Annotated in this window: 16 protein-coding genes; 5 read left to right on the top strand and 11 right to left on the bottom strand. The window is 60.4% G+C overall.

Annotated elements, in window-relative coordinates:
• Positions 1 to 152: 152 nt before the first annotated feature.
• From ACVWYU_RS19825 to amaB, 7 genes are all read right to left on the bottom strand, one after another.
• Complete coding sequence (locus tag ACVWYU_RS19825; protein WP_090328570.1) at positions 153 to 872, bottom strand: ABC transporter ATP-binding protein; 720 nt, start codon at positions 870 to 872, stop codon at positions 153 to 155.
• Entirely contained in the window at positions 869 to 1,741 is an 873-nt protein-coding gene (locus ACVWYU_RS19820) for an ABC transporter ATP-binding protein (protein ID WP_090328568.1), read from the bottom strand. The genes ACVWYU_RS19825 and ACVWYU_RS19820 overlap by 4 nt, the downstream gene beginning before the upstream one ends.
• A complete protein-coding gene (gene livM / locus ACVWYU_RS19815; RefSeq protein ID WP_247257195.1) occupies positions 1,738 to 3,021 on the bottom strand; it encodes a high-affinity branched-chain amino acid ABC transporter permease LivM in 1,284 nt (427 codons plus the stop codon). The genes ACVWYU_RS19820 and livM overlap by 4 nt, the downstream gene beginning before the upstream one ends.
• Positions 3,022 to 3,024: 3 nt before the next feature.
• Positions 3,025 to 3,939 carry an ABC transporter permease subunit gene (locus ACVWYU_RS19810; protein WP_090328564.1) on the bottom strand — a complete coding sequence of 305 codons (915 nt, stop codon included), beginning with the start codon at positions 3,937 to 3,939 and terminating at the stop codon, positions 3,025 to 3,027.
• A 171-nt stretch (positions 3,940 to 4,110) separates the two neighbouring features.
• Entirely contained in the window at positions 4,111 to 5,244 is a 1,134-nt protein-coding gene (locus ACVWYU_RS19805; protein WP_090328563.1) for an ABC transporter substrate-binding protein, read from the bottom strand.
• A 363-nt stretch (positions 5,245 to 5,607) separates the two neighbouring features.
• Positions 5,608 to 6,891, bottom strand: coding sequence for an L-pipecolate oxidase (gene amaA, locus ACVWYU_RS19800; protein WP_457373472.1), 1,284 nt, complete (start codon positions 6,889 to 6,891; stop codon positions 5,608 to 5,610).
• A 151-nt stretch (positions 6,892 to 7,042) separates the two neighbouring features.
• Positions 7,043 to 8,533 carry an L-piperidine-6-carboxylate dehydrogenase gene (gene amaB, locus ACVWYU_RS19795; protein ID WP_457373471.1) on the bottom strand — a complete coding sequence of 497 codons (1,491 nt, stop codon included), beginning with the start codon at positions 8,531 to 8,533 and terminating at the stop codon, positions 7,043 to 7,045.
• Positions 8,534 to 8,708: 175 nt separating this feature from the next.
• On the opposite strand from amaB, the gene ACVWYU_RS19790 reads away from it, so the two are divergent.
• The 3 genes from ACVWYU_RS19790 (at position 8,709) to nadE (ending at position 11,811) form a co-directional block, all read left to right on the top strand.
• Positions 8,709 to 9,614 (top strand): LysR family transcriptional regulator, encoded by a 906-nt coding sequence (locus ACVWYU_RS19790; RefSeq protein ID WP_390958409.1) that lies wholly within the window; start codon positions 8,709 to 8,711, stop codon positions 9,612 to 9,614.
• 141 nt (positions 9,615 to 9,755) lie between these two features.
• Entirely contained in the window at positions 9,756 to 10,979 is a 1,224-nt protein-coding gene (gene pncB / locus ACVWYU_RS19785) for a nicotinate phosphoribosyltransferase (RefSeq protein ID WP_090328554.1), read from the top strand.
• A gap of 4 nt (positions 10,980 to 10,983) precedes the next feature.
• Positions 10,984 to 11,811, top strand: coding sequence for an ammonia-dependent NAD(+) synthetase (gene nadE / locus ACVWYU_RS19780; protein WP_090328552.1), 828 nt, complete (start codon positions 10,984 to 10,986; stop codon positions 11,809 to 11,811).
• Between the two features lie 174 nt (positions 11,812 to 11,985).
• Here nadE and azu read toward each other — a convergent pair whose 3' ends face one another.
• A complete protein-coding gene (gene azu, locus ACVWYU_RS19775; RefSeq protein ID WP_090328550.1) occupies positions 11,986 to 12,432 on the bottom strand; it encodes an azurin in 447 nt (148 codons plus the stop codon).
• A gap of 342 nt (positions 12,433 to 12,774) precedes the next feature.
• Between azu and ACVWYU_RS19770 the strand changes: the two genes are divergently transcribed.
• Positions 12,775 to 13,362, top strand: coding sequence for an LOG family protein (locus tag ACVWYU_RS19770; protein WP_247257200.1), 588 nt, complete (start codon positions 12,775 to 12,777; stop codon positions 13,360 to 13,362).
• Between the two features lie 68 nt (positions 13,363 to 13,430).
• The gene (locus ACVWYU_RS19765) at positions 13,431 to 13,610 is read left to right on the top strand and encodes a hypothetical protein (RefSeq protein WP_090328546.1); all 180 of its coding nucleotides are present in this window, start codon (positions 13,431 to 13,433) and stop codon (positions 13,608 to 13,610) included.
• A gap of 229 nt (positions 13,611 to 13,839) precedes the next feature.
• On the opposite strand, the gene ACVWYU_RS19760 is transcribed toward ACVWYU_RS19765, so the two are convergent.
• The 3 genes from ACVWYU_RS19760 to ACVWYU_RS19750 form a co-directional block, all read right to left on the bottom strand.
• Positions 13,840 to 14,730, bottom strand: a complete 891-nt coding sequence (locus ACVWYU_RS19760) for a transglutaminase family protein (RefSeq protein ID WP_457373470.1) — start codon at positions 14,728 to 14,730, stop codon at positions 13,840 to 13,842.
• On the bottom strand, positions 14,730 to 17,216 hold the full coding sequence (locus ACVWYU_RS19755) for a circularly permuted type 2 ATP-grasp protein (protein ID WP_248915322.1): 2,487 nt from the start codon (positions 17,214 to 17,216) through the stop codon (positions 14,730 to 14,732). The genes ACVWYU_RS19760 and ACVWYU_RS19755 overlap by 1 nt, the downstream gene beginning before the upstream one ends.
• 88 nt (positions 17,217 to 17,304) lie before the next feature.
• The gene (locus ACVWYU_RS19750) at positions 17,305 to 20,580 is read right to left on the bottom strand and encodes a transglutaminase family protein (RefSeq protein WP_457373469.1); all 3,276 of its coding nucleotides are present in this window, start codon (positions 20,578 to 20,580) and stop codon (positions 17,305 to 17,307) included.
• Between the last annotated feature and the right edge of the window lie 115 nt (positions 20,581 to 20,695).

The following is a 20,695-nucleotide window of genomic DNA, read 5'->3' as shown; positions in this document are numbered from 1 at the left end:
GACGTCAACGAAAACGCGAAAACTCTGAATAAACGCGTCGTCCTGAAGACCTTCGCGAGCAAGCTCGCTCCTACAAGGGATTGGGGTGAATTGGAGATGTAAAAAAAACCCCGGCGATTGCGCGCCGGGGCTTTGGTTGCATCAGGCTGGCATCAGTGCCCGCCGAGGTAGGCGTTACGCACATCTTCGTTGACCAACAGCTCCTTGCCGGTGCCGGTCATGCGAATCTCGCCGTTGACCATGACATAGGCGCGGTCAGACAGCTTGAGGGCGTGGTTGGCGTTCTGCTCGACAAGGAAGATAGTCATGCCGGTCTTGGCCAGTTCCCGCAGTGTGGCGAAGATCTGTTTCACCACGATCGGCGCCAACCCGAGGCTCGGCTCGTCCAGCAACAGCAGTTTCGGCCGGCTCATCAGCGCACGGGCGATGGCGAGCATTTGCTGCTCACCCCCGGACATGGTCATGGCACGCTGGTTGCGCCGCTCTTCGAGCCGTGGGAACAGCTCGAACATGCGTTGCATGTCTTCCTTTGCGTACTTGTCACCGATCGGAATGGTGCCCATCAGCAGGTTTTCTTCGACGGTCATGTCGGGGAAGACCCGCCGCCCTTCCGGCGATTGCGCGATGCCGTTGGACGCGATGTAGTGGGACGACTTGTGGGTGATGTCCACGCCCTGATAAACGATCTGCCCGCCCGCCGCCCGAGGCTGGCCGAAGATCGACATCAGCAGGGTCGATTTGCCGGCGCCGTTGGAGCCGATGAGGCTGACGGTTTCACCTTCATTGATGTGCAGCGAGACTTTCTTCAGGGCCTGGATCGGCCCGTAAAACACGTCCAGCTCCTTGAGTTCGAGGATGGCACCGTTAGTCATACGAGCTCCTCTTCGTCGGCGCCCAGGTAAGCGGCAATCACTTTCGGGTCGTTACGGATATCGTCAGGGCCGCCCTCGGCGATAACGATGCCGTGGTCCAGCACCACGATGTGATCGGAAATACTCATTACCATGCCCATGTCGTGTTCGATCAGCACCACGGTCAGATCGTGCTCGTCGCGCAGCAGCCGGATCATCGCGCTCAGCGCTTCGGTTTCCTGAGGGTTGAGGCCGGCGGCCGGTTCGTCGAGGCAGATGATCTGCGGACGGGTGCACATGGCCCGGGCGATTTCCAGGCGACGTTGCTGGCCGTAGGACAGTTCACCGGCCAGACGGTTGGCGCAGTCCACCAGGTCCACCACTTCCAGCCAGTAGAACGCATGGTCCAGCGCATCGCTTTCGGCCTTGCGATAGCCCTTGGTGTTGAGGATGCCCGCCAGCATGTTGCGGTTGACCCACATGTGCTGGGCCACCAGCAGGTTTTCCAGCACCGACATTTCCTTGAACAGGCGAATGTTCTGGAAGGTCCGCGCCAGCCCGGCACGGTTCACCAGGTGGGTGCCGCCGAACGCCTTGTAGAACAGGCGACTGGCGAAAGATTTGGGCGAGACGAAATCGGTCGCTTTGAACGATTCACCGAGCAACTTGATGACGTTGGTTTTCTCGCCGCGCACATTCAGTTCGATCTTGCCGCCCGAGGCCTTGTAGAACCCGGTCAGGCAGTTGAACACAGTGGTCTTGCCGGCACCGTTGGGGCCGATCAGGGCGAAAATCGAGTTGCGCTTGACCTGCAGGCTGACATCATTCAACGCCTTGATGCCGCCGAAGTGCATCATCAGCTTCTCTACGGAGAGTACGACTTCGCTCATGGCGCTACTCCTTTACGCGGGGCCACACCGGTACGGCTGATTCGAATCAGTCCGCGCGGTCGCCAGATCATCATCAACACCATCAGGATGCCGAACAGCAGCACACGGTATTCCGCGAAGCCACGCAGCAGTTCCGGAGCGACGGTCAGCACGAAGGCCGCCATCACCACACCGATGGTCGAACCCATGCCGCCGAGCACCACAATGGCGAGGATCAGCGCCGATTCGAAGAAGGTGAACGAGGTCGGGTTCACAAAGCCCTGGTAGGTGGCAAAGAACACGCCGGCCAGACCGGCCGTCGAAGCGCCAATGGTAAACGCCGAGAGCTTGACCAGTACGTGGTTCAGGCCCATGGAGCGGCAGGCGATCTCATCTTCACGCAGGGCTTCCCAGGCACGACCCACCGGCATCTTCACCAGACGATGCTTGATGTAGAGCACAGCCAGTACGACCAGGAACAACACCGTGTAGATGAAGTAGTACTTCACGTCCGGGTTATAGGCGATACCGAAGAACTCGTGGAACGGCACGCCGCCGTCCTTCGCCCGCTTGCCGAATTCGAGGCCGAAGAACGTCGGCAACGGTGCCGGCATGCCGTTCGGGCCGCCGGTCAGGGACAGCCAGTTGTTGAGGATCAAGCGGATGATTTCACCGAAACCCAGGGTCACGATCGCCAGGTAGTCACCGTGCAGGCGCAACACCGGGAACCCGAGGATGCAGCCGGCCAGACCGGCCGTGATCGCCGCCAGGGGCAATACCGTCCAGAAACCCAGGCCCAGGTACTGATAACCGAGCGCCAGGCCGTAGGCGCCGATGGCGTAGAACGCCACATAACCCAGGTCGAGCAGGCCGGCCAGGCCGACCACGATGTTCAGCCCCAGCCCCAGCAGTACATAGATCAGGCCGAGGATGACCACGCCGAGCAAGTAGGAGTTGGAGAAAAACGGGAACACCACGGCGATGGCGATCACCAGCGGGACAATCCAGCGCAAGCGGGATTTGTAATCCGGTGGCAGAACATGCACGCCGGAGCCGGTGGTTTCAAAACCCTCGAGGATTTTCAGGCCCTTCGGGGTTTGCAGGAACAGGCTCAGGGCAAAGCGACCGGCCATGACGATGGCGACAATCCAGGCCACCCGGGTCGTTTCCAGGTTGAAGCCGTAGCCATCGAGAACGACGCCGACAATCGGCCCGAACACGATCAGGGCAATCAGGCCGGCAAGAATCGCGTCAACCAGACTTTTTTTGATATCAATGGATTTTTTAGTGGTTGAAGACATCGCTTACACCTTCGACACAAGAGGACGGCCGAGCAGGCCTTGAGGCCGAAAGACCAGAACGAGAACCAGCAGCGAGAAGCTGAAAACGTCTTTGTAGTCCGAGTTGACCAGACCAGAGAACAGCGACTCGGAAATCCCGAGAATGATCCCGCCGAGCATGGCGCCAGGCAGCGAGCCGATCCCGCCGAGTACCGCAGCGGTGAACGCCTTGATGCCGATGACGAAGCCTGCGTAGAAGTCGAACGTGCCGTAGTTCATGGTGATCAGTACGCCGGCCAGGGCCGCCATCGCTGCACCGATGATGAAGACGTAGGAGATCACACGGTCGGTGTTGATACCGAGGATCGAGGCCATCTTGCGGTCTTGCTGGGTAGCGCGGCACATACGGCCGAGCTTGGTGTACTTGATGACGTAGGTCAGCACGGCCATCCCGGCAAACGCGGCGACCAGAATGAAGATCTTGGTGTAGGTGAGCTGGACGAAGCCAGTGCCTACGTCGATGCGCCATGCACCGGTCAGCAGTGTCGGAACACCCTGCTGGCGAGCGCCCTGGGCGATCTGTGCATAGTTTTGCAGGATCAGCGAGATACCGATGGCACTGATCAGCGGTGCCAGTCGTGTGGAGTTGCGCAGCGGTTTGTAGGCGACGCGCTCGATGACCCAGCCATACACCGCCGTCACGACGATGGTAAAGACCAGTGTGCCGAGCATCAGCAGAGGGAAGGATTCAATACCGAAGTAAGCCAGCAGAGCCAGACTGATTGCCGCGAGGTAAGCGGAAATCATGTAAACCTCGCCATGGGCGAAGTTGATCATGCCGATGATGCCATAGACCATTGTGTAGCCGATGGCGATCAGGCCATAGACCGACCCGAGGGTCAGGCCGTTGACCAGTTGCTGCAGGAAAATACCATCCATAACGCAATCTCACGCATTTGAGAGACTGCACAGAAGCCGGTTGCGACGGACCGGGGTTCAGCCGCCGGCGCAACACGGTTGTGTGCAGCTCTACGAGAAAAGACAGGTACTGCACGGACATGTTTCAGGATTGCCCGGCGCACAAGGCACCGGGCAAATCAGCCGCTCATATCACTTCTGTTTTTCCAGCTGGTGGTATTTGCCGTCCTTGTCCCACTGGTAAACCACGTAGTCGGACACTTTCAGGTCGCCCTTGCTGTCCCAGGACTTCTCGCCCATGACGGTCTTGACCGGGTGTGCCTTGAGCCATTTGGCAGCGTCTTCACCCTTGTTGGACTTGGCGCCGTTGAAGGCTGCCGCCAGGGTCTGGACCGAAGCGTAGGCATACAGGGTGTAGCCCTCTGGCTCGGTGCCATGTTTGCGGAACTCGTCTACCACAGTCTTGCTGTCTGGCAGCAGGCGTGGGTCGGCGCCGAAGGTCATCAGCACGCCGTCGACGTATTGCGGGCCGCCGGCGGTGGTCACCAGTTCGTCGGTCACGATGCCGTCGTCGGACATGAACTTCACGTCTTTGAGGCCTTCAGTGCGCAGTTGTTTAACCAGTGGACCGGCTTCCGGGTGCAGGCCACCGAAGTAGACCACGTCGGCACCCGCCGCGCGGATCTTGGTGACCACGGCGCTGAAGTCTTTCTCGCCACGGGTCAGGCCTTCGTACAGCACGGGCGTTACGCCGCGCTTGATCAGCTGTGCCTTGGTGGCGTCTGCCAGGCCCTGACCGTAGGTGTCCTTGTCGTGCAGCACGGCAACTTTCTTGCCCTTGAGCACGTCGACGATGTAGTCGCCGGCCACGATGCCCTGCTGGTCGTCACGACCGCACATACGGAACATGGCGCTCAGGCCGCGTTCGGTAACCTGTGGGTTGGTGGAGCCTGGCGTGATGGCGATGATGCCCGCTTCGTCATAGATCTCGGAGGCCGGGATGGTCGACGAGGAGCAGAAGTGACCGACGACGCCGGCGACTTTCTGGTTGGTCAGGTCCTTGGCGACCGTCACAGCCTGTTTCGGTTCGCAGGCGTCATCGCCCTTGACCAGTACGATTTTTTCCCCGTTTACGCCGCCCGCTGCGTTGACCGCATCGGCTGCTGCCTGTGCACCCTTCATGTACTGCTCGCCAAATGCCGCGTTGGCGCCCGTCATTGGACCCGCTACGCCGATCTTGATGTCGGCCTGAGCAAACGCAGAAACACCCAACGCAGTTGCCACTGCGAGGGCAAGAAAGCCTTTCTTGTAAAACGTCTGGGACATGAGGTGGTGCTCCAAGGTTTTTTTTAATTGGCACTGCGACTTCACTGAATGCTCAGAGCAAGTGCCGTGCCATCGGTTTTTTATTCTGAAAAAAGTCGCTGCTTTATTATTATTTTGACCGTTTCGATCCCATTTTCATTGGGCGTGCAACCGTCTAAACCGGGGAAGGTGAAACCTTTTATTTTTTGAGGCGCAACCCTCCCGTGCCATCATTGCAACCAAGCCGCCAAACGGTGTGCAACCAGCCTGTAACAACGTACGTCACCGAACTGCACACTGCTGGTGCGGTACTGCTACAACCCGCACCATTACAGGCTAGTCGCTGCGCGAAAAAGCGCCGCGTTTCTGCACGTTTTTCAATCATCAAATGACGATCCGCAGGCACTGGCCCGCGTGATACAGCGAAAAGCCCGCCTCATAAAGACAGCTGCGCAACCCGACCCCGGTCAATGGCTGCATGGGTGCAAAAGGAATCGGTAGCGCTTGAGGATTTCCGTTACACAAATAATCGGCAAAGGCTTTTCCGACCACTGTTCCTGTGGTCACGCCCCGGCCGTTGTAACCGGTGACTGCCACTAAACCGGGCGCCGGTTCGAACAGACGCATCAAGTGATCGGGGGTGAACGCGATGCAACCGGTCCAGGTGCACTCCCACTCCACCGGTTTGAGGTAAGGGAAGTAATGCTGCTGGACGCGATCGGCCCACGCCTTGAGGAACCAGGTCGGTTTCTGATTGCCATTGCCCAGACTGCCGAGCAATAGACGTCCGTCTTTATCGCGACGAATGCTGCTGAGCACCTGCCGGGTATCCCAGGAACCCTGGCCACCCGGAAGAATTTGCTGCGCAGCCTCTTCCGTCAGCGGCACCGACGCCACCTGGTAGTAATAGCCGGGGAAGAAATTGCGCCGTAATTCCGTCCAGTCGCCCTCGGTGTAGGCGTTGGAGGCAATCACCACTTGCTCGGCCAGCACCGAACCCTGGGCGGTCTGAACCGACCAGCGTTGGCCCTGACGTTCGAGTCGGGTCACAGGCGAATGATCGAACAATTGACCACCGAGACCCACGGCCGCTTTGGCCAGGCCTGTGGTGTAAGCCATGGGGTTGATCGTGCCGGCACGCCGATCGAGCAAGGCGGCGGCGATTTTTTTGGTACCGGTGGCTTGTTCGCAAGCCTGGCCGGTCAGCAGTTCGACCGGCGCGCCACGGCGTTTCCACTGTTGTTCACGACTGCGCAGATCCGCTTCACCGCGGGCGTTGTGCGCCATGTGCAGTGTGCCTTCGCGGCGCAATTGGCAATCGATGTTGTATTTGTCGACCAGGCTGAACACCAGGGCCGGTGCCGCACCGAGCATGCGGTTGAGCTGACTGCCGACCGCCTCGCCAAACCCGGCTTCAATTTCGTCCGGTGGAATCCACATGCCGGCATTGACCAGCCCGACGTTGCGCCCGGAACCGCCATGCCCGGCGCGATGGGCTTCCAGCACGCAGACCGTTTTACCCTGCTCCAGCAAATGCACGGCCGCCGACAGACCGGTAAAACCGGCGCCGATGACACAGACATCGACCTTGACCTCTCCCTTGAGCGCCGCGTTGTCAGGCCTTTGCGGCGTCAGTTTTTCCCAAAGACACTCTTCGCGTAACGGCATTGCCAGACTCCAACAGAAACCTAACCAACACAATTTCAATGTGGGAGCGAGCTTGCTCGCGATTGCTATCTGCCAGTCGACCACTACTTGACTGACGTACCGCTATCGCGAGCAAGCTCGCTCCCACAGGGGATTACGGTTGACCCACGTTTCAGTCGAACGTGATGCCTTGGGCCAATGGCAACTCCAGCGAGTAGTTCACGGTGTTGGTCTGACGACGCATGTAGCCGCGCCATGCATCGGAACCGGACTCACGACCACCGCCGGTTTCTTTCTCACCACCAAACGCGCCGCCGATTTCCGCGCCGCTTGGGCCGATGTTGACGTTGGCGATACCGCAATCGCTGCCCACCGCCGACATGAACTGTTCGGCTTCACGCACGTCGGTGGTGAAGATGCACGAAGACAGGCCTTGCGGTACAGCATTGTTCAAACGCAGGGCTTCATTGAAATCGCTGTAACCGACCACGTACAGGATCGGCGCGAAGGTTTCGTGGCAAACCACGTCGCTCTGCTCCGGCATTTCGACGATGGCTGGCGAAACGTAGTAAGCGTTCGGGAATTTGTCTTCGAGCTGACGCTGGCCGCCGAATACCTTGCCGCCTTCGCTCAGGGCCTGCTCCAGCGCATCCTGCATGTTCTCGAAGCTTTGCTTGTCGATCAGCGGGCCGACCAGGTTGCCTTCCAGTGGATGGCCGATACGCACTTTGGAGTAAGCGGCTTTGAGGCGGGTGACGATTTCTTCCTTGACCGATTCGTGGGCGATCAAACGACGCAACGTGGTGCAACGCTGACCGGCGGTGCCGACGGCGCTGAACAGAATGGCGCGAACGGCCATGTCCAGATCAGCGCTTGGGCCGAGGATCATGGCGTTGTTGCCGCCCAGTTCCAGAATGCTGCGGGCAAAGCGTGCGGCGATTTTCGGCGCCACTTCACGGCCCATGCGGGTACTGCCGGTGGCGCTGACCAGCGCGACACGCGGGTCGTCGACCAGGGCTTCGCCGGCATCGCGGCCACCGATGATGACTTGGCTCAAGTGCGGTGGAGCATCGCTGAAGTTCTTCAGCACGAGGTCGAACAGTGCCTGACAGGCCAGTGCGGTCAGGGGCGTCTTTTCCGACGGTTTCCAGATCACCGGGTTGCCACAGACCAGTGCCAGCGTGGCGTTCCAGGCCCAGACCGCCACCGGGAAGTTAAATGCACTGATCACCCCGACGACGCCCAGCGGGTGCCAGGTTTCGCGCATGTGGTGGCCAGGACGCTCGGAAGCGATGGTCAGACCGTACAACTGACGGGACAGGCCGACGGCGAAGTCGCAGATGTCGATCATTTCCTGAACTTCACCCAGGCCTTCCTGAGTGATCTTGCCGGCTTCCCAGGACACCAGTTCACCGAGATCGGCCTTGTATTCACGCAGGATGTCGCCCAGTTGACGCACCAGTTCGCCACGGCGTGGCGCCGGAACCTTGCGCCACAGCTCGAACGCATGATCTGCGCGACTGATGTGCTGCTCAACTTCGGCGGCACCTTCCCAGTTCACGGCGGCGATGCGGCTGCCATCGATAGGCGAATGCACCGGCACTTTGCCGTTCTGGTACAGGGCCGGGTTTACACCAAGACGATCAAGCAATGCGGCAACCATGGGTGACTCCTCAAGCAAAAAACGGAACGGGCGCAGCCGGAAAATCACGGCTGATCAGGCCTGTAGTTTTAGCGCCCCGGAGGTTACTCAACAAACGACCTTTAAGAGAGATATCATTCCGTTTATTCATGCTGTGCATTGCTGGCAATAAAGAGACAAGCACAAAGGACCGCCCATGCTGAACAAACGCTATTTGCCATCGATCGCTGCACTGCAGTGTTTCGAAGCCGTGACCCGGCATCTGAGCTTCACCCGGGCCGCCGAAGAGTTGAATCTGACCCAGAGCGCCGTCAGTAAACAGGTCGCGCAACTCGAAGAGCTGTTGCAGCACTTGCTGTTTCGCCGGGTACGTCGACGCCTGCAAATGACACCAGCAGGCGATTTGTACCTGGTCGAGGTCAGAAAAATCCTCACGCAAGTCGAGATGTCGACCCATTACCTGCGCTCCTACGGCGGTGAAACCGAAGTCCTGCGCGTCTCGACGCCACCGACTTTCGGTGCGCGCTGGCTGGTACCGCGCCTCAAAGGCTGGCGCCTGCGTCATCCATCGATTCACCTGGACCTGTGCAGCGAACAGGAAGCCGACGATCTGCTGCAAGGGCGCAGCGACCTGGCGTTCTACTTTGGCCAGGGCTCACGGCCGGGCACCGAATGCCTGAAGCTGTTCGGCGAGGAGCTGGTGCCCGTCTGTGCCCCCGGCAGCCTGCCGGCCGAGCCGTTCACCGATCCGACGCAACTCACCGATCTGGTGCTGCTGCAAAACGCCTCGCGCCCCCAGGCCTGGCATGACTGGTTCGACAGTCAGGGCTACCACACCGAACACAGCTACCACGGCCCGCGGTTCGAAACCTTCTACATGTGCATTCGCGCGGCGCAGGTCGGCTGCGGCGTGGCGCTGTTGCCGCGGTTTCTGGTGGAAGAAGAGTTGGCGGACGGCAAACTGGTCATTCCCTGGAAGCATGCAATGCCCAGCACGGATGCGTATTACCTGGCATACCCGGAGCATTCGGCGGAAGTGCCCAAGGTGCGGGATTTTGTGAAGTGGATGCTGGAGCAGGTTGATTGCCCGGAAGCGACCTGACGGATACCGTCGCCTTGCAGGAGCTGGCAAGCCAGCTCCTGCAAGGACTCGGTCAGTCTAAAAAATGCTGGTAATCCTCGCCCTTGATATGCGCCACTAGCGCCATTGATCAATGCCGCTGCAACGCTGGAGATTCCCGTTATGAGCGAGAGTGTGTTTGCCGATCGCATCGTGCAGAACCTGCTCGACACCGACTTCTACAAACTGACGATGATGCAGGCGGTGCTGCACAACTACCCGAACGTGGAAGTCGAATGGGAGTTTCGTTGCCGTAACAGTGAAGATCTGCGCCCTTATCTGGCGGAAATCCGTTACCAGTTCGAGCGCCTGGCCGAGTTGAGCCTGAGCGCCGACCAGTTGAGTTTCCTGGAGCGCATCAGCTTCATGAAACCGGACTTCTTGCGCTTTCTCGGGCTGTTTCGCTTCAACCTGCGCTACATCCACACCGGCATCGAAAACGGCGAACTGTTCATCCGCCTGCGCGGCCCCTGGCTGCACGTGATTCTGTTCGAAGTGCCGATGCTGGCGATCGTCAGCGAAGTGCGCAACCGCTACCGCTATCGCGAAATTGTTCTGGAACAGGCGCGCGAGCAGCTCTATCGCAAATTCGACTGGCTGACCGCCAACGCCAGCAGCGACGAATTGTCCGAATTGCAGGTCGCCGACTTCGGCACCCGCCGTCGCTTCTCGTACCGCGTGCAGGAAGAAGTGGTGAACGTGCTCAAGCATGATTTCCCGGGACGTTTTGTCGGCACCAGCAACGTCCATCTGTCCCGGGAACTGGACATGAAGCCGCTGGGCACCATGGCCCACGAGTGGATCATGGCCCACCAGCAGCTCGGACCGCGACTGGTCGACAGCCAGATTGCCGCCCTCGATTGCTGGGTCCGTGAATACCGTGGCCTGCTGGGCATCGCCCTCACCGACTGCATCACCATGGATGCCTTCCTCGGTGATTTCGACCTGTTTTTCGCCAAGCTATTCGACGGTTTGCGCCATGACTCGGGCGATCCGGTGGTTTGGGCGGAAAAAGCCATCGCCCACTATCACAAGCTGGGCATTGACCCGATGAGCAAGACGTTGACGTTCTCCGACAGCCTGACACTGCCCAAGGCCCTGGAAATATTCCGCGCGCTGCGCGGGCGGATCAACGTCAGCTTCGGCATAGGCACCAACCTGACGTGCGATATTCCGGGTGTCGAACCGATGAGCATCGTGCTTAAAATGACCGCCTGCAACGGCCAGCCGGTGGCAAAGATCTCCGACGAGCCCGGCAAGACTCACTGCAAAGACCCGAATTTCGTCGCCTATTTGCGACACGTTTTCCAAGTTCCTGCCCTTCCCAGCCTATCTAGCAAGGAGTGAATTCATGCAAGCCGTACAGCGTGAGATTGCTGAACAGCTCAAGGTCCAACCGCCGTTTGCCGACGAGGCCGCCCTCAAGGCTGAAGTCGCCCGGCGGATTACCTTTATCCAAGACTGCCTGGTCAATTCCGGGCTCAAGACCCTGGTACTGGGCATCAGTGGCGGCGTCGACTCCCTGACCGCGGGGCTGCTGGCCCAGCGTGCCATGCGTGAACTGCGCCAGCGCACCGGAGACGACCAATACAAGTTCATCGCCGTGCGCCTGCCGTACGATATCCAGTTCGATGAACACGATGCCCAGGCCTCCGTGGACTTCATCAATCCGGACGAGCGCCACACCGTGAACATCGGTCCGGCGGTCAAGTCCCTGGCCAACGAAGTCGCGGCCTTTGAAGGCAAGCACGCGGTCTCGGTGGATTTCGTACTCGGCAACACCAAGGCGCGGATGCGCATGGTCGCCCAGTACACCATCGCCGGTGCCGCCCACGGCCTGGTGATCGGTACCGACCACGCGGCAGAAGCAGTGATGGGCTTCTTCACCAAGTTCGGCGATGGCGCCTGCGATCTGGCGCCCCTTAGCGGCCTGGTGAAAAACCAGGTCCGGGCCATCGCACGCAGCTTCGGTGCGCCGGAATCACTGGTGGAGAAGGTACCGACCGCCGACCTTGAGGACCTGTCCCCAGGCAAACCTGACGAAGCGTCCCACGGCGTGACCTACGCCGAGATCGACGCCTTTCTGCATGGCGAGCCGGTACGCGAGGAAGCGTTCAAGATCATCGTTGGTACTTACAACAAGACGCACCACAAGCGGGTGATGCCGTTTGCGCCTTGAATCGTGAATGAATGAAAAAGCCCGCTGAAGTGTTGATCTTCAGCGGGCTTTTCTTTGGCCGCAGGATGTGGCGATGCAACCAGCCTCTTCGCGGGCAGCCCACTCCCACATGGAACACCACCGTACCTGTGGGAGCGGGCTTGCCCGCGATGAACGTTAACGCGGTACTTCGGATTACTTCAGCGTCACAGTGCCTTTCATCATCGAGATGTGGCCCGGGAACGAGCAGAAGAAGCCATATTTTTCAGCGGCGTCAAGTTTAGACACGTCGAAGGTCACCGAATCTTTCTCACCAGCGCCGATCACCTTGGTGTGCGCGATGATGCGGGCATCACCTTCTTTCAGGTAGTTCTTCTCGATACCGGCACTCAGGCCGTCGGTGGCGATCGGCTGCATGTCGGCTTCTTTACTCAGCACCCAGTTATGGCCCATGACGGTTTTCGGCAGGCTGCCGGAGTGGGTCAGTTCCACGGTGAAGGTCTTGCAGCTCTTGTCGATTTCAATGGCCTTGGTGTTGAAGGACATCTGATCAGTGGAGTCGATAGTGGTTTTGCACTCTGCAGCCATCAGTTGGCTGCTGGCCAGTGTCAACAGGGATACCGCAACGAGTTTGGCAAACATGGTGAATCTCCAAGGCAGGGTTAACAGAAATGCGAGTGGACAGAAGACTGCCTGAAAACTTCGCAAGTTCCTATGACCTGAATCAAAAATTGTATACAACTTTCGGGCTATGGCCCCCATCGAAACAATCTACCAGCCAGACGTCTGGGACAGGCCTATGATCGGGCCATCACCCAAACTGGAGCGTCTGTCATGTCCCTCAACAGCCTGTTGTGCAGCTTGCTTGCCGCCTACGCCTGTGGCGCCAGCGGCACCTACGAAACACCCAATCGCAAAGTCTAGCCCTTGGTACGTCGCGCGCCTGCCTTTACTCTGTGGCCCTGATCGACCATGGAGTAAGGCATGTCTTTAACATCCGTTTGTGTATTTTGTGGTGCCAGCACCGGCACCCATCCGGCTTATCGGGAAGCGGCCGAAGCCCTCGGCCGGGCGCTGGCCGAGCGTAAGCTGACGCTGGTTTATGGCGGTGGCGCCGTCGGACTGATGGGGATCGTGGCCGATGCCGCACTGGCGGCCGGAGGCGAAGTCGTGGGCATCATCCCGCAGAGCCTCATGGACAAGGAAATTGGCCACAAAGGGCTGACTCGCCTGGAAGTGGTGGACGGCATGCATGCGCGCAAGGCGCGGATGGCTGAACTCAGCGATGCGTTCATCGCCCTGCCGGGCGGCCTGGGCACGCTGGAAGAGCTGTTCGAGGTCTGGACCTGGGGCCAGCTTGGCTACCACGGCAAACCACTGGGCTTGCTCGAAGTGAACGGTTTCTACAGCAAACTCACCGGTTTTCTCGATCATATCGTCGGCGAAGGCTTCGTTCGCGCAGCGCACCGTGACATGCTGCAGGTGAGCGAATCGCCAACATCTCTGCTCGACGCCCTCGATCAATGGCAACCCACCGTACTGCCCAAGTGGGTCGAGCAAAAACCCGACTAACGACTTGGCACCGATACAGGGCAGAATACGCGCCGCTCAACCTCACCTTCGACCCCAGAGGATCGCCCATGGCTAAACCCAACTACTCCTTCGCCAAACGTCAGCGTGACCTGGCCAAGGAACAGAAGAAAGAGGAAAAGCTTCAGCGCAAGAAAGCAATGGCTGAAGACGCAGCACTGAACCCCGACGGTGAAGTCGCGGCAGAAGATGATGTTGATGCACCGAAAGATCAGGCGCCGGACGCCTGAGTCCCTCCGGGCCGGATGATCCGATCAGGCCCACCGGATCTGTGTCCAGGGCTGGCAGCGTTGCTGCCGGCCCTCACAGAACGATCTGAAACACCCTATCCAGAACAGACCCGCACGCCCTGTGAGCGAGCTTGCTCGCGATGGTCGTCAACGATGACGCGTACTGTCCGGATTAACGCGGCGCCCGTTGGTCAATCGCGAGCAGGCTCGCTCCTACAGTTAATCTTCATTATTCCAATGGCATTACGGTGACGCGGACTTCCGGGTCGTGGTTACCGCCGCCCAGAATCACCCCCCGCAACGGCGAAACATCGGAAAAGTCCCGCCCCCAGGCCAGCGTGATGTGCTCCAGCGCCGGTTGCACATTGTTGGTCGGGTCGAAATCCACCCACCCCAGCACCGGGCAAAACACTGACACCCAGGCATGGGACGCATCGGCCCCGATCAGTCGTGGCTGGCCCGGTGGCGGCTGGGTCAGCAGGTAACCGCTGATGTACCGCGCAGCCAATCCACGGGAACGCACGCAAGCGAGCATCAGGTGCGCGAAGTCCTGACAGACGCCACGCCGACGCTCCAGCACTTCTACCAGAGGCGTCGCCACCTGCGTCGCTTCGGCATCGAAGGTGAATTCGCTGAAGATTTTCTCCATCAGGGCCTGGACCCCCAGCAGCAATGGCCGCCCCGCTGGAAAACAACTTTCCGAGAACTCGACGAAGTTGCGCTTGAGATGCACATAGGGTGATTCGAACCGGTAGCGGCAGGCGTCCAGGATTTGTGGGGGCAGCGGCTGGCTGCTGTAGGTCAGCGCACTTCGGGTGTCTTCCCAGGGCGGAGACTGATTGAAGTCCAGCAACGGTCGGGGCAACACTTCGATCGTGAGGCTCGCATTGACCAACAATTCATCATGGGGACGTTCGAACGCCAGCCGGGTCAACGGATTACCGAATACATCCAGCTCATCACGGCGCGAGGACGGTTGCGGACTGATCTGCAATTGCTGTGCGGTGCAGCGTTGCCAGGCACAGGCGCGCGGCCACAGGTGCGTCAGTTGCTGGGCCAGGGATACCGGGCTGTCGTAGTGATAATGGGTGTCGTGGAAGATCTGGTAGTGGGCACTCATCAGACGGACACCGTGCGTTGGCTGACATCATCGACATGGGCGAAATGGCGCAAGGCCAGGCGATCCGAGACTTGCCCGCTGGCATCGGCGATTTCTTGCAGCAGATCGGCCAGCCCCTCGACGGCGGCGCGCACGCTGGCGGCACCAAACAACGGGTTTTCCAGACAACCCAGATCGAAGCGCGCCAGGCGCTCCACCAACGGCGCCAGACCCGCTTCACGAGGCACGCCAAAGTCGTCGTTCAGGCGTTTGAGCGTGCGGGTCACCAGTTTCAGCTGGAACAGCACGGCATGCGGGTTCTGCTCATCAAGCAGCAACAGGTCGAGCACCGGGATCAATTGCGCCACCGCCAGGTAACGCGAACGGTAGGTGATGCTGCTGTTGCCCAGTTCCAGCAGCCATTCCAGCCCGGCCTGATCGAAAGCCCCGGCGCCCCGCAGGAACGCTGCCAGGCTGCCGCTGAGAAATTGCAGGCGCTCGATCCGCCGGCCGATCATCAGGAATCGCCAGCCTTCGTCCCGGGTCATGTCATCCAGGGCAAATCCCGACAGTGCCGCCAGGGACATCACCAGTCGGTTGAGGAAATCCAGCAACTCGCCAAAGTCCGGCTCTTCGGTTTCCAGCTCCATGGCTTCGCGCTGCAATTCCACCAGCGCCTGCCAGTTTTCCCGCGAGAGCTTGCCACGCACCTGTGAGGCCGCCCATTGCAAACGCTGCAGGTTGGAACGCAGGCTGAAAGGCCAGTCATCGCCCAGTATCGCGGCCAGCAAGCGCTCCGGCAGTTCGCCTTCCTCGGGCAGCAGCATCAGCCGCTCACCGAGATCGACCGCCGCGTCCAGCGCCTGCGGGTCATCGCCATCGACATAACGCGCCAGCATGATCCGCAGCAACCGCGCACTGTCGTCGCAACGCTCGCAGTAGCGGCCGAACCAGAACAGGTTTTCCACCACCCGCGACGGCAGATACGGGTCGCGTCGCACCAGATCATGCACGCCGATGCTGCGCCGGGCTTTCCATTGCTCGCCGCTCGGCGGGCGGTCGCCCAGCACCCAAGTGTCCTTGCTCGCCCCACCGCGCTGCATCGACACCACTTCAGCGTCTGCTTCAGCGGCGACACGGGTCAAACCACCGGGCAGGACCCGGTAACCGTCGCGACTGGCCACGGCGTACACACGCATGCCGATGGCCCGGGGTTGCAGCTGACCGTCTTCGGCCTGCCAGATCGGCGCCTGGGAGAGCTGAGCAAGTTCTTGCGCAACATAGGCGTAAGGACGCGCTTGCATGCGCTCAGCGAGCGATTGCCGCTGTTTTTCGCTCAGATCACGGCCAAATACCGGTGCAAAGCTCTGGGACGGGAATGCCGGCTTGATCAGCAATTCCGGCAATTTTTCCAGGGCCTGAGCCAGCACGGGCGCTTCGCCGCACCACCAGGTGGCGATGGACGGCAAAATCAGCTCTTCACCAAACAGAAACTGGTTGATCTTCGGCAGGAAGCCCAACAGTCCCGGCGATTCAAGTACGCCGCTGCCGAGGGCATTGGCCACCAACACCCGCCCCTGGCGCACGGCTTCGAGCAGGCCCGGCACTCCCAGAGCCGAATCGGTGCGCAGCTCCAACGGATCGCAGAAGTCGTCATCGAGCCGGCGCATGATCGCGTGGACCCGGCGCAGGCCACTGAGGGTTTTCAGATAGACCGTCGCGTCGCGCACCGTCAGGTCGCCGCCCTCCACCAGCGGGTAACCGAGCTGACGCGCCAGGTACAGATGTTCGAAATAGCTTTCGTTGAATCGCCCCGGCGTCAGCAACACCACCAGCGGCACCTCTTCATCGCTCGGCGCCTGGCGCGCCAGGGTTTCCTGAAGCGTGCGGAAGAATCCGGCCAGATGCTGCACCTTCAAATCGCGGTACAACTCGGGAAAGGCGCGGGACACGATGGTGCGGTTCTCCAGCGCGTAACCGGCTCCGGACGGTGCTTGCGTACGGTCCGCCGTCACCCACCAGCGACCATCGGGAGTGCGTGCCAGGTCCACCGCATACAGATGCAGAAAGGCCCCTTCAGGCGGATTGATACCCTGACAGGGCCACAGGAAGTTGTTGTGACCGAACACCAGCTCGGCTGGCAGCAAGCCTTCGGCGATCAGGCGTTGCGGGCCGTACAGGTCGGCCAGCACGGCATTGAGCAATCGGGCCCGTTGGGCGATGCCGGCTGACAGCTGCTCCCACTCATCGGCAGCAATCACATGGGGCAGCAGGTCCAGCTCCCAGGGACGATCGGCGCCCTTGGGGTCGGCGTAAACGTTATAGGTGACGCCGTTTTCCTGAATCTGCCGGGTCAGCAGTGCCTGGCGCTGCATCAGCTGCGCTGGCGTGCTGCGCTGCAATTGGTCGAACAGCCGGCGCCAGTGCGCACGTACGGCGCCGCTGTCGTCGAGCAGTTCGTGATAAGTACCCGCTGTCAGCGGGTAGCGGTCTAGCAGGTCAGGCATGGAAAGCTCGGCAGACAGCAGTGAACAGTCAGACTAACGTAGGCTCATGACGCCCGGATAGACGAAAGATCCGGGCGTCGCATACGGCTTAGAAACGTCGTAAATCAAGCGTCAGTGGCAGCTCGTCGTTGATTTGCGCAATCGGTACAGGAATCTTCCCTGGCGTGTGTCCGATCCGGAAGAAACGCGCCATCCGCCGGCTCTCGGCCTCGTTGGCATTGACCGGCAAGCTGTCGTAGTTACGCCCTCCCGGATGGGCCACGTGATATTGGCAGCCGCCCAGCGAACGCCCCATCCAGGTGTCGAGCAGGTCGAACACCAGCGGCGCATGCACGGGAATGGTCGGTTGCAGACAGTTGGCCGGTTGCCATGCGCGAAAACGCACACCGGCGACAAACTCACCGACGCGCCCGGTGGGCTGCAGCGGCACCGGAATGCCGTTGCAGGTCAGTAAATAACGCTGTGGCGGCAAGCCGTTGAGTTTGACTTGCAGACGTTCCAGGGAAGAATCCACGTAGCGCACCGTGCCACCGACCGCGCCCTCCTCGCCCAATACATGCCACGGCTCAAGCGCCTGGCGCAGTTCCAGCGCAATGCCACTGACGGCGTAATCGCCGACCTTGGGAAAGCGGAACTCCAGATGCGCGGCAAACCACTCGGCCCGCACCGGATAACCGGCGGCGTTGAGGTCGACGATGACGTCGGCGAAATCCTGCTCGATAAAGTGCGGCAACAGGAACCGGTCGTGCAGCTCAGTGCCCCAGCGCGCCAGTTTCGGCGGCGCATAGGGTTCACGCCAGAAACGTGCGACCAACGCCCGCAGCAACAGCTGTTGAGCCAGGCTCATGCGCGCGTGGGGCGGCATTTCAAAGGCCCGCAACTCGAGCAAGCCCAAGCGCCCCGTGGCGCCGTCCGGCGAGTAAAGCTTGTCGATGCAGAACTCGGCGCGGTGAGTGTTGCCCGTCACGTCGATCAACAGATTGCGCAGCAACCGGTCGACCAGCCACGGCGCGCATTCCTCGCCGGGTTGCGGCATTTGGGCGAAGGCGATTTCCAGCTCATACAGGGCATCGTTGCGCGCTTCATCGACCCGTGGCGCCTGCGAAGTCGGGCCGATGAACAGCCCGGAAAACAGGTACGACAAGGACGGGTGGTTATGCCAGTAGCTGATCAGGCTGCGCAGCAGATCCGGACGCCGCAGGAACGGTGAGTCGGCCGGTGTCGCGCCACCCAGTACGAAATGGTTACCGCCACCGGTACCCGTGTGCCGGCCATCGATCAGAAATTTCTCGGTGGTGAGTCGGGTTTGTCGCGCCTCTTCGTAAAGGAATTCGGTGCGTTCAACCAATTCATCCCAAGTGGCGGACGGCTGCACGTTGACCTCGATGACCCCCGGGTCCGGCGTGATGCGGAAGTTGCTCAAACGCGGATCGCTCGGTGGTTCATAGCCTTCCAGCAATACCGGGCAACGCAGCTCTTGCGCGGTGGCTTCAATCGCGGCGACCAGTTCGAGGTAGTCCTCAACCCGTTCCAGCGGCGGCATGAACAGGTACAACCGACCTTCCCGCGCCTCGGCGCAGAATGCGGTGCGGGTCAGCCAGTCGGCGGATTCATCGATTTTCGGTGCGCGATCTTCAGCAATGGCAGCGGAGTCTTTGCTCTGAAGCTGTGCGGTGTCGGGCAATGCCGGGAAATCCTGGTTCGGGTCCTGCGGATGAATGTACGGGTACTCCGCAGCTTTCACCCAGGGCTGTGAGCCGAGGGGCAGACGATAGCCCAGCGGCGAATCCCCCGGCACAAGACGACAGTGCTCATCGCGCAAGTACCAGCGCCCGCTCTGCCACTGATCCCCCTTGGCGGTCCGTGCCAGCGGCAGGACCTGACCAATCACCTTATCCAGACCCTGACTGAAGACTTTACGCAGTCGCGCACGTTCCAGCGGTTCCTCAAGACGTGAATCTTCGGCGCTGACGTTCTGCGGCAAGGTGCCTTCGCGCCAGAGGTAATAGAAATTGTCTTCGTAAGCAGGGAACACAAAACGTGTCGGAATTTTCAGGCGCTCGGCGACACTCGCCAGAAATCGTCCGGCCAGCTCGCCATCGGCGCCATAGTCTTGCTGCTCGTCGGCGATCAGCGCCGCGTTGTGCCAGATCGGCACCCCGTCGCGGCGCCAGTAGCAGTTGAGCGACCAGCGCGGCAGTTGCTCACCGGGGTACCACTTGCCCTGGCCAAAGTGCACCAGACCTTTGGGCGCGTAGTGCTGACGCATGCGCTGGAACAGTTCGGCAGACAGGCGACGCTTGTCCGGCCCCAGCGCCGCGGTGTTCCACTCGGCACCGTCCGGGTCATCGATGGACACGAATGTCGGCTCACCGCCCATGGTCAGGCGTACATCGCCTTCCAGCAGGTCAGCATCGATCTGCCGCCCCAGGCTCTGAATCGCCAGCCACTGCTCTTCGGTGTAGGGCTTTGTGACCCGGGGCGCCTCCCAAATCCGCTCCACGGACATCTCGTGGCTGAACTGGCACTCGCAAGGCTCCACCAGGCCACTGATCGGTGCCGCAGAGGACGGATCGGGACTACAAGCCAAGGGAATATGTCCTTCACCGGCAAACAGCCCGGAGGTCGCATCCAGACCGATCCAGCCGGCACCGGGCAAATACACCTCGCACCAGGCGTGCAGGTCTGTGAAGTCCACATCCGTGCCCGAGGGACCGTCGAGGCTTTTGACGTCGGCCGTCAGTTGGATCAGATAGCCGGAGACAAAACGCGCGGCCAGTCCGAGATTTCGCAGCAGTTGCACCAGCAACCACGCGGAATCGCGACAGGATCCGGAGGCGTGCTCTAGGGTGTGCTCGGGCGTTTGCACGCCCGGCTCCATGCGGATCAGGTAGCCGATGTCTTCGCTCAGGCGCTGATTGAGCGCGACAAGGAAATCCACAGCCGGTAATGGTGTGCGGTCGATGCCATCCAGATACGCCTTGAACTTAGGCGTCAGCGGCAGGGTTTCCAGGTAAGGCGCCAGTTCCTTGCGCTCATCGGCGGCATAGGCGAACGGAATTTTTTCCGCGTAGGGCTCAAGGAAGAAATCGAACGGATTGAACACCGCCATTTCCGCCACCAGGTCGACTTCGATCCGCAGCTCTTCGGTTTTTTCCGGGAACACCAACCGCGCCAGGTAATTGCCCTGCGGGTCCTGCTGCCAGTTGATGAAGTGTTGCTCGGGCGAAACCTTCAGCGCATAGGACAGAATCCGCGTGCGACTGTGGGCGGCCGGGCGCAGGCGAACGATCTGCGGACCGAGTTCAACGGCACGGTCGTAGCGGTAATGCGTAACGTGATGCAATGCGACATGAATCGACACGGCGTGCCTCCTGCGAGCCCTAAGCGTATGTGAAAGCGCGCAAGACTTATGCCACCCAGCAGTGCTGGCGCTTTCTCCGGTTACTGGAGGCAGTACAGCACCAAAATCGGGCGAG

It is taken from the genome of Pseudomonas sp. TE12234 (assembly GCF_054061835.1).
The sequence above is the reverse complement of the archived record's forward strand: the minus strand, read 5'-3'. Positions and strand labels throughout refer to the sequence as shown.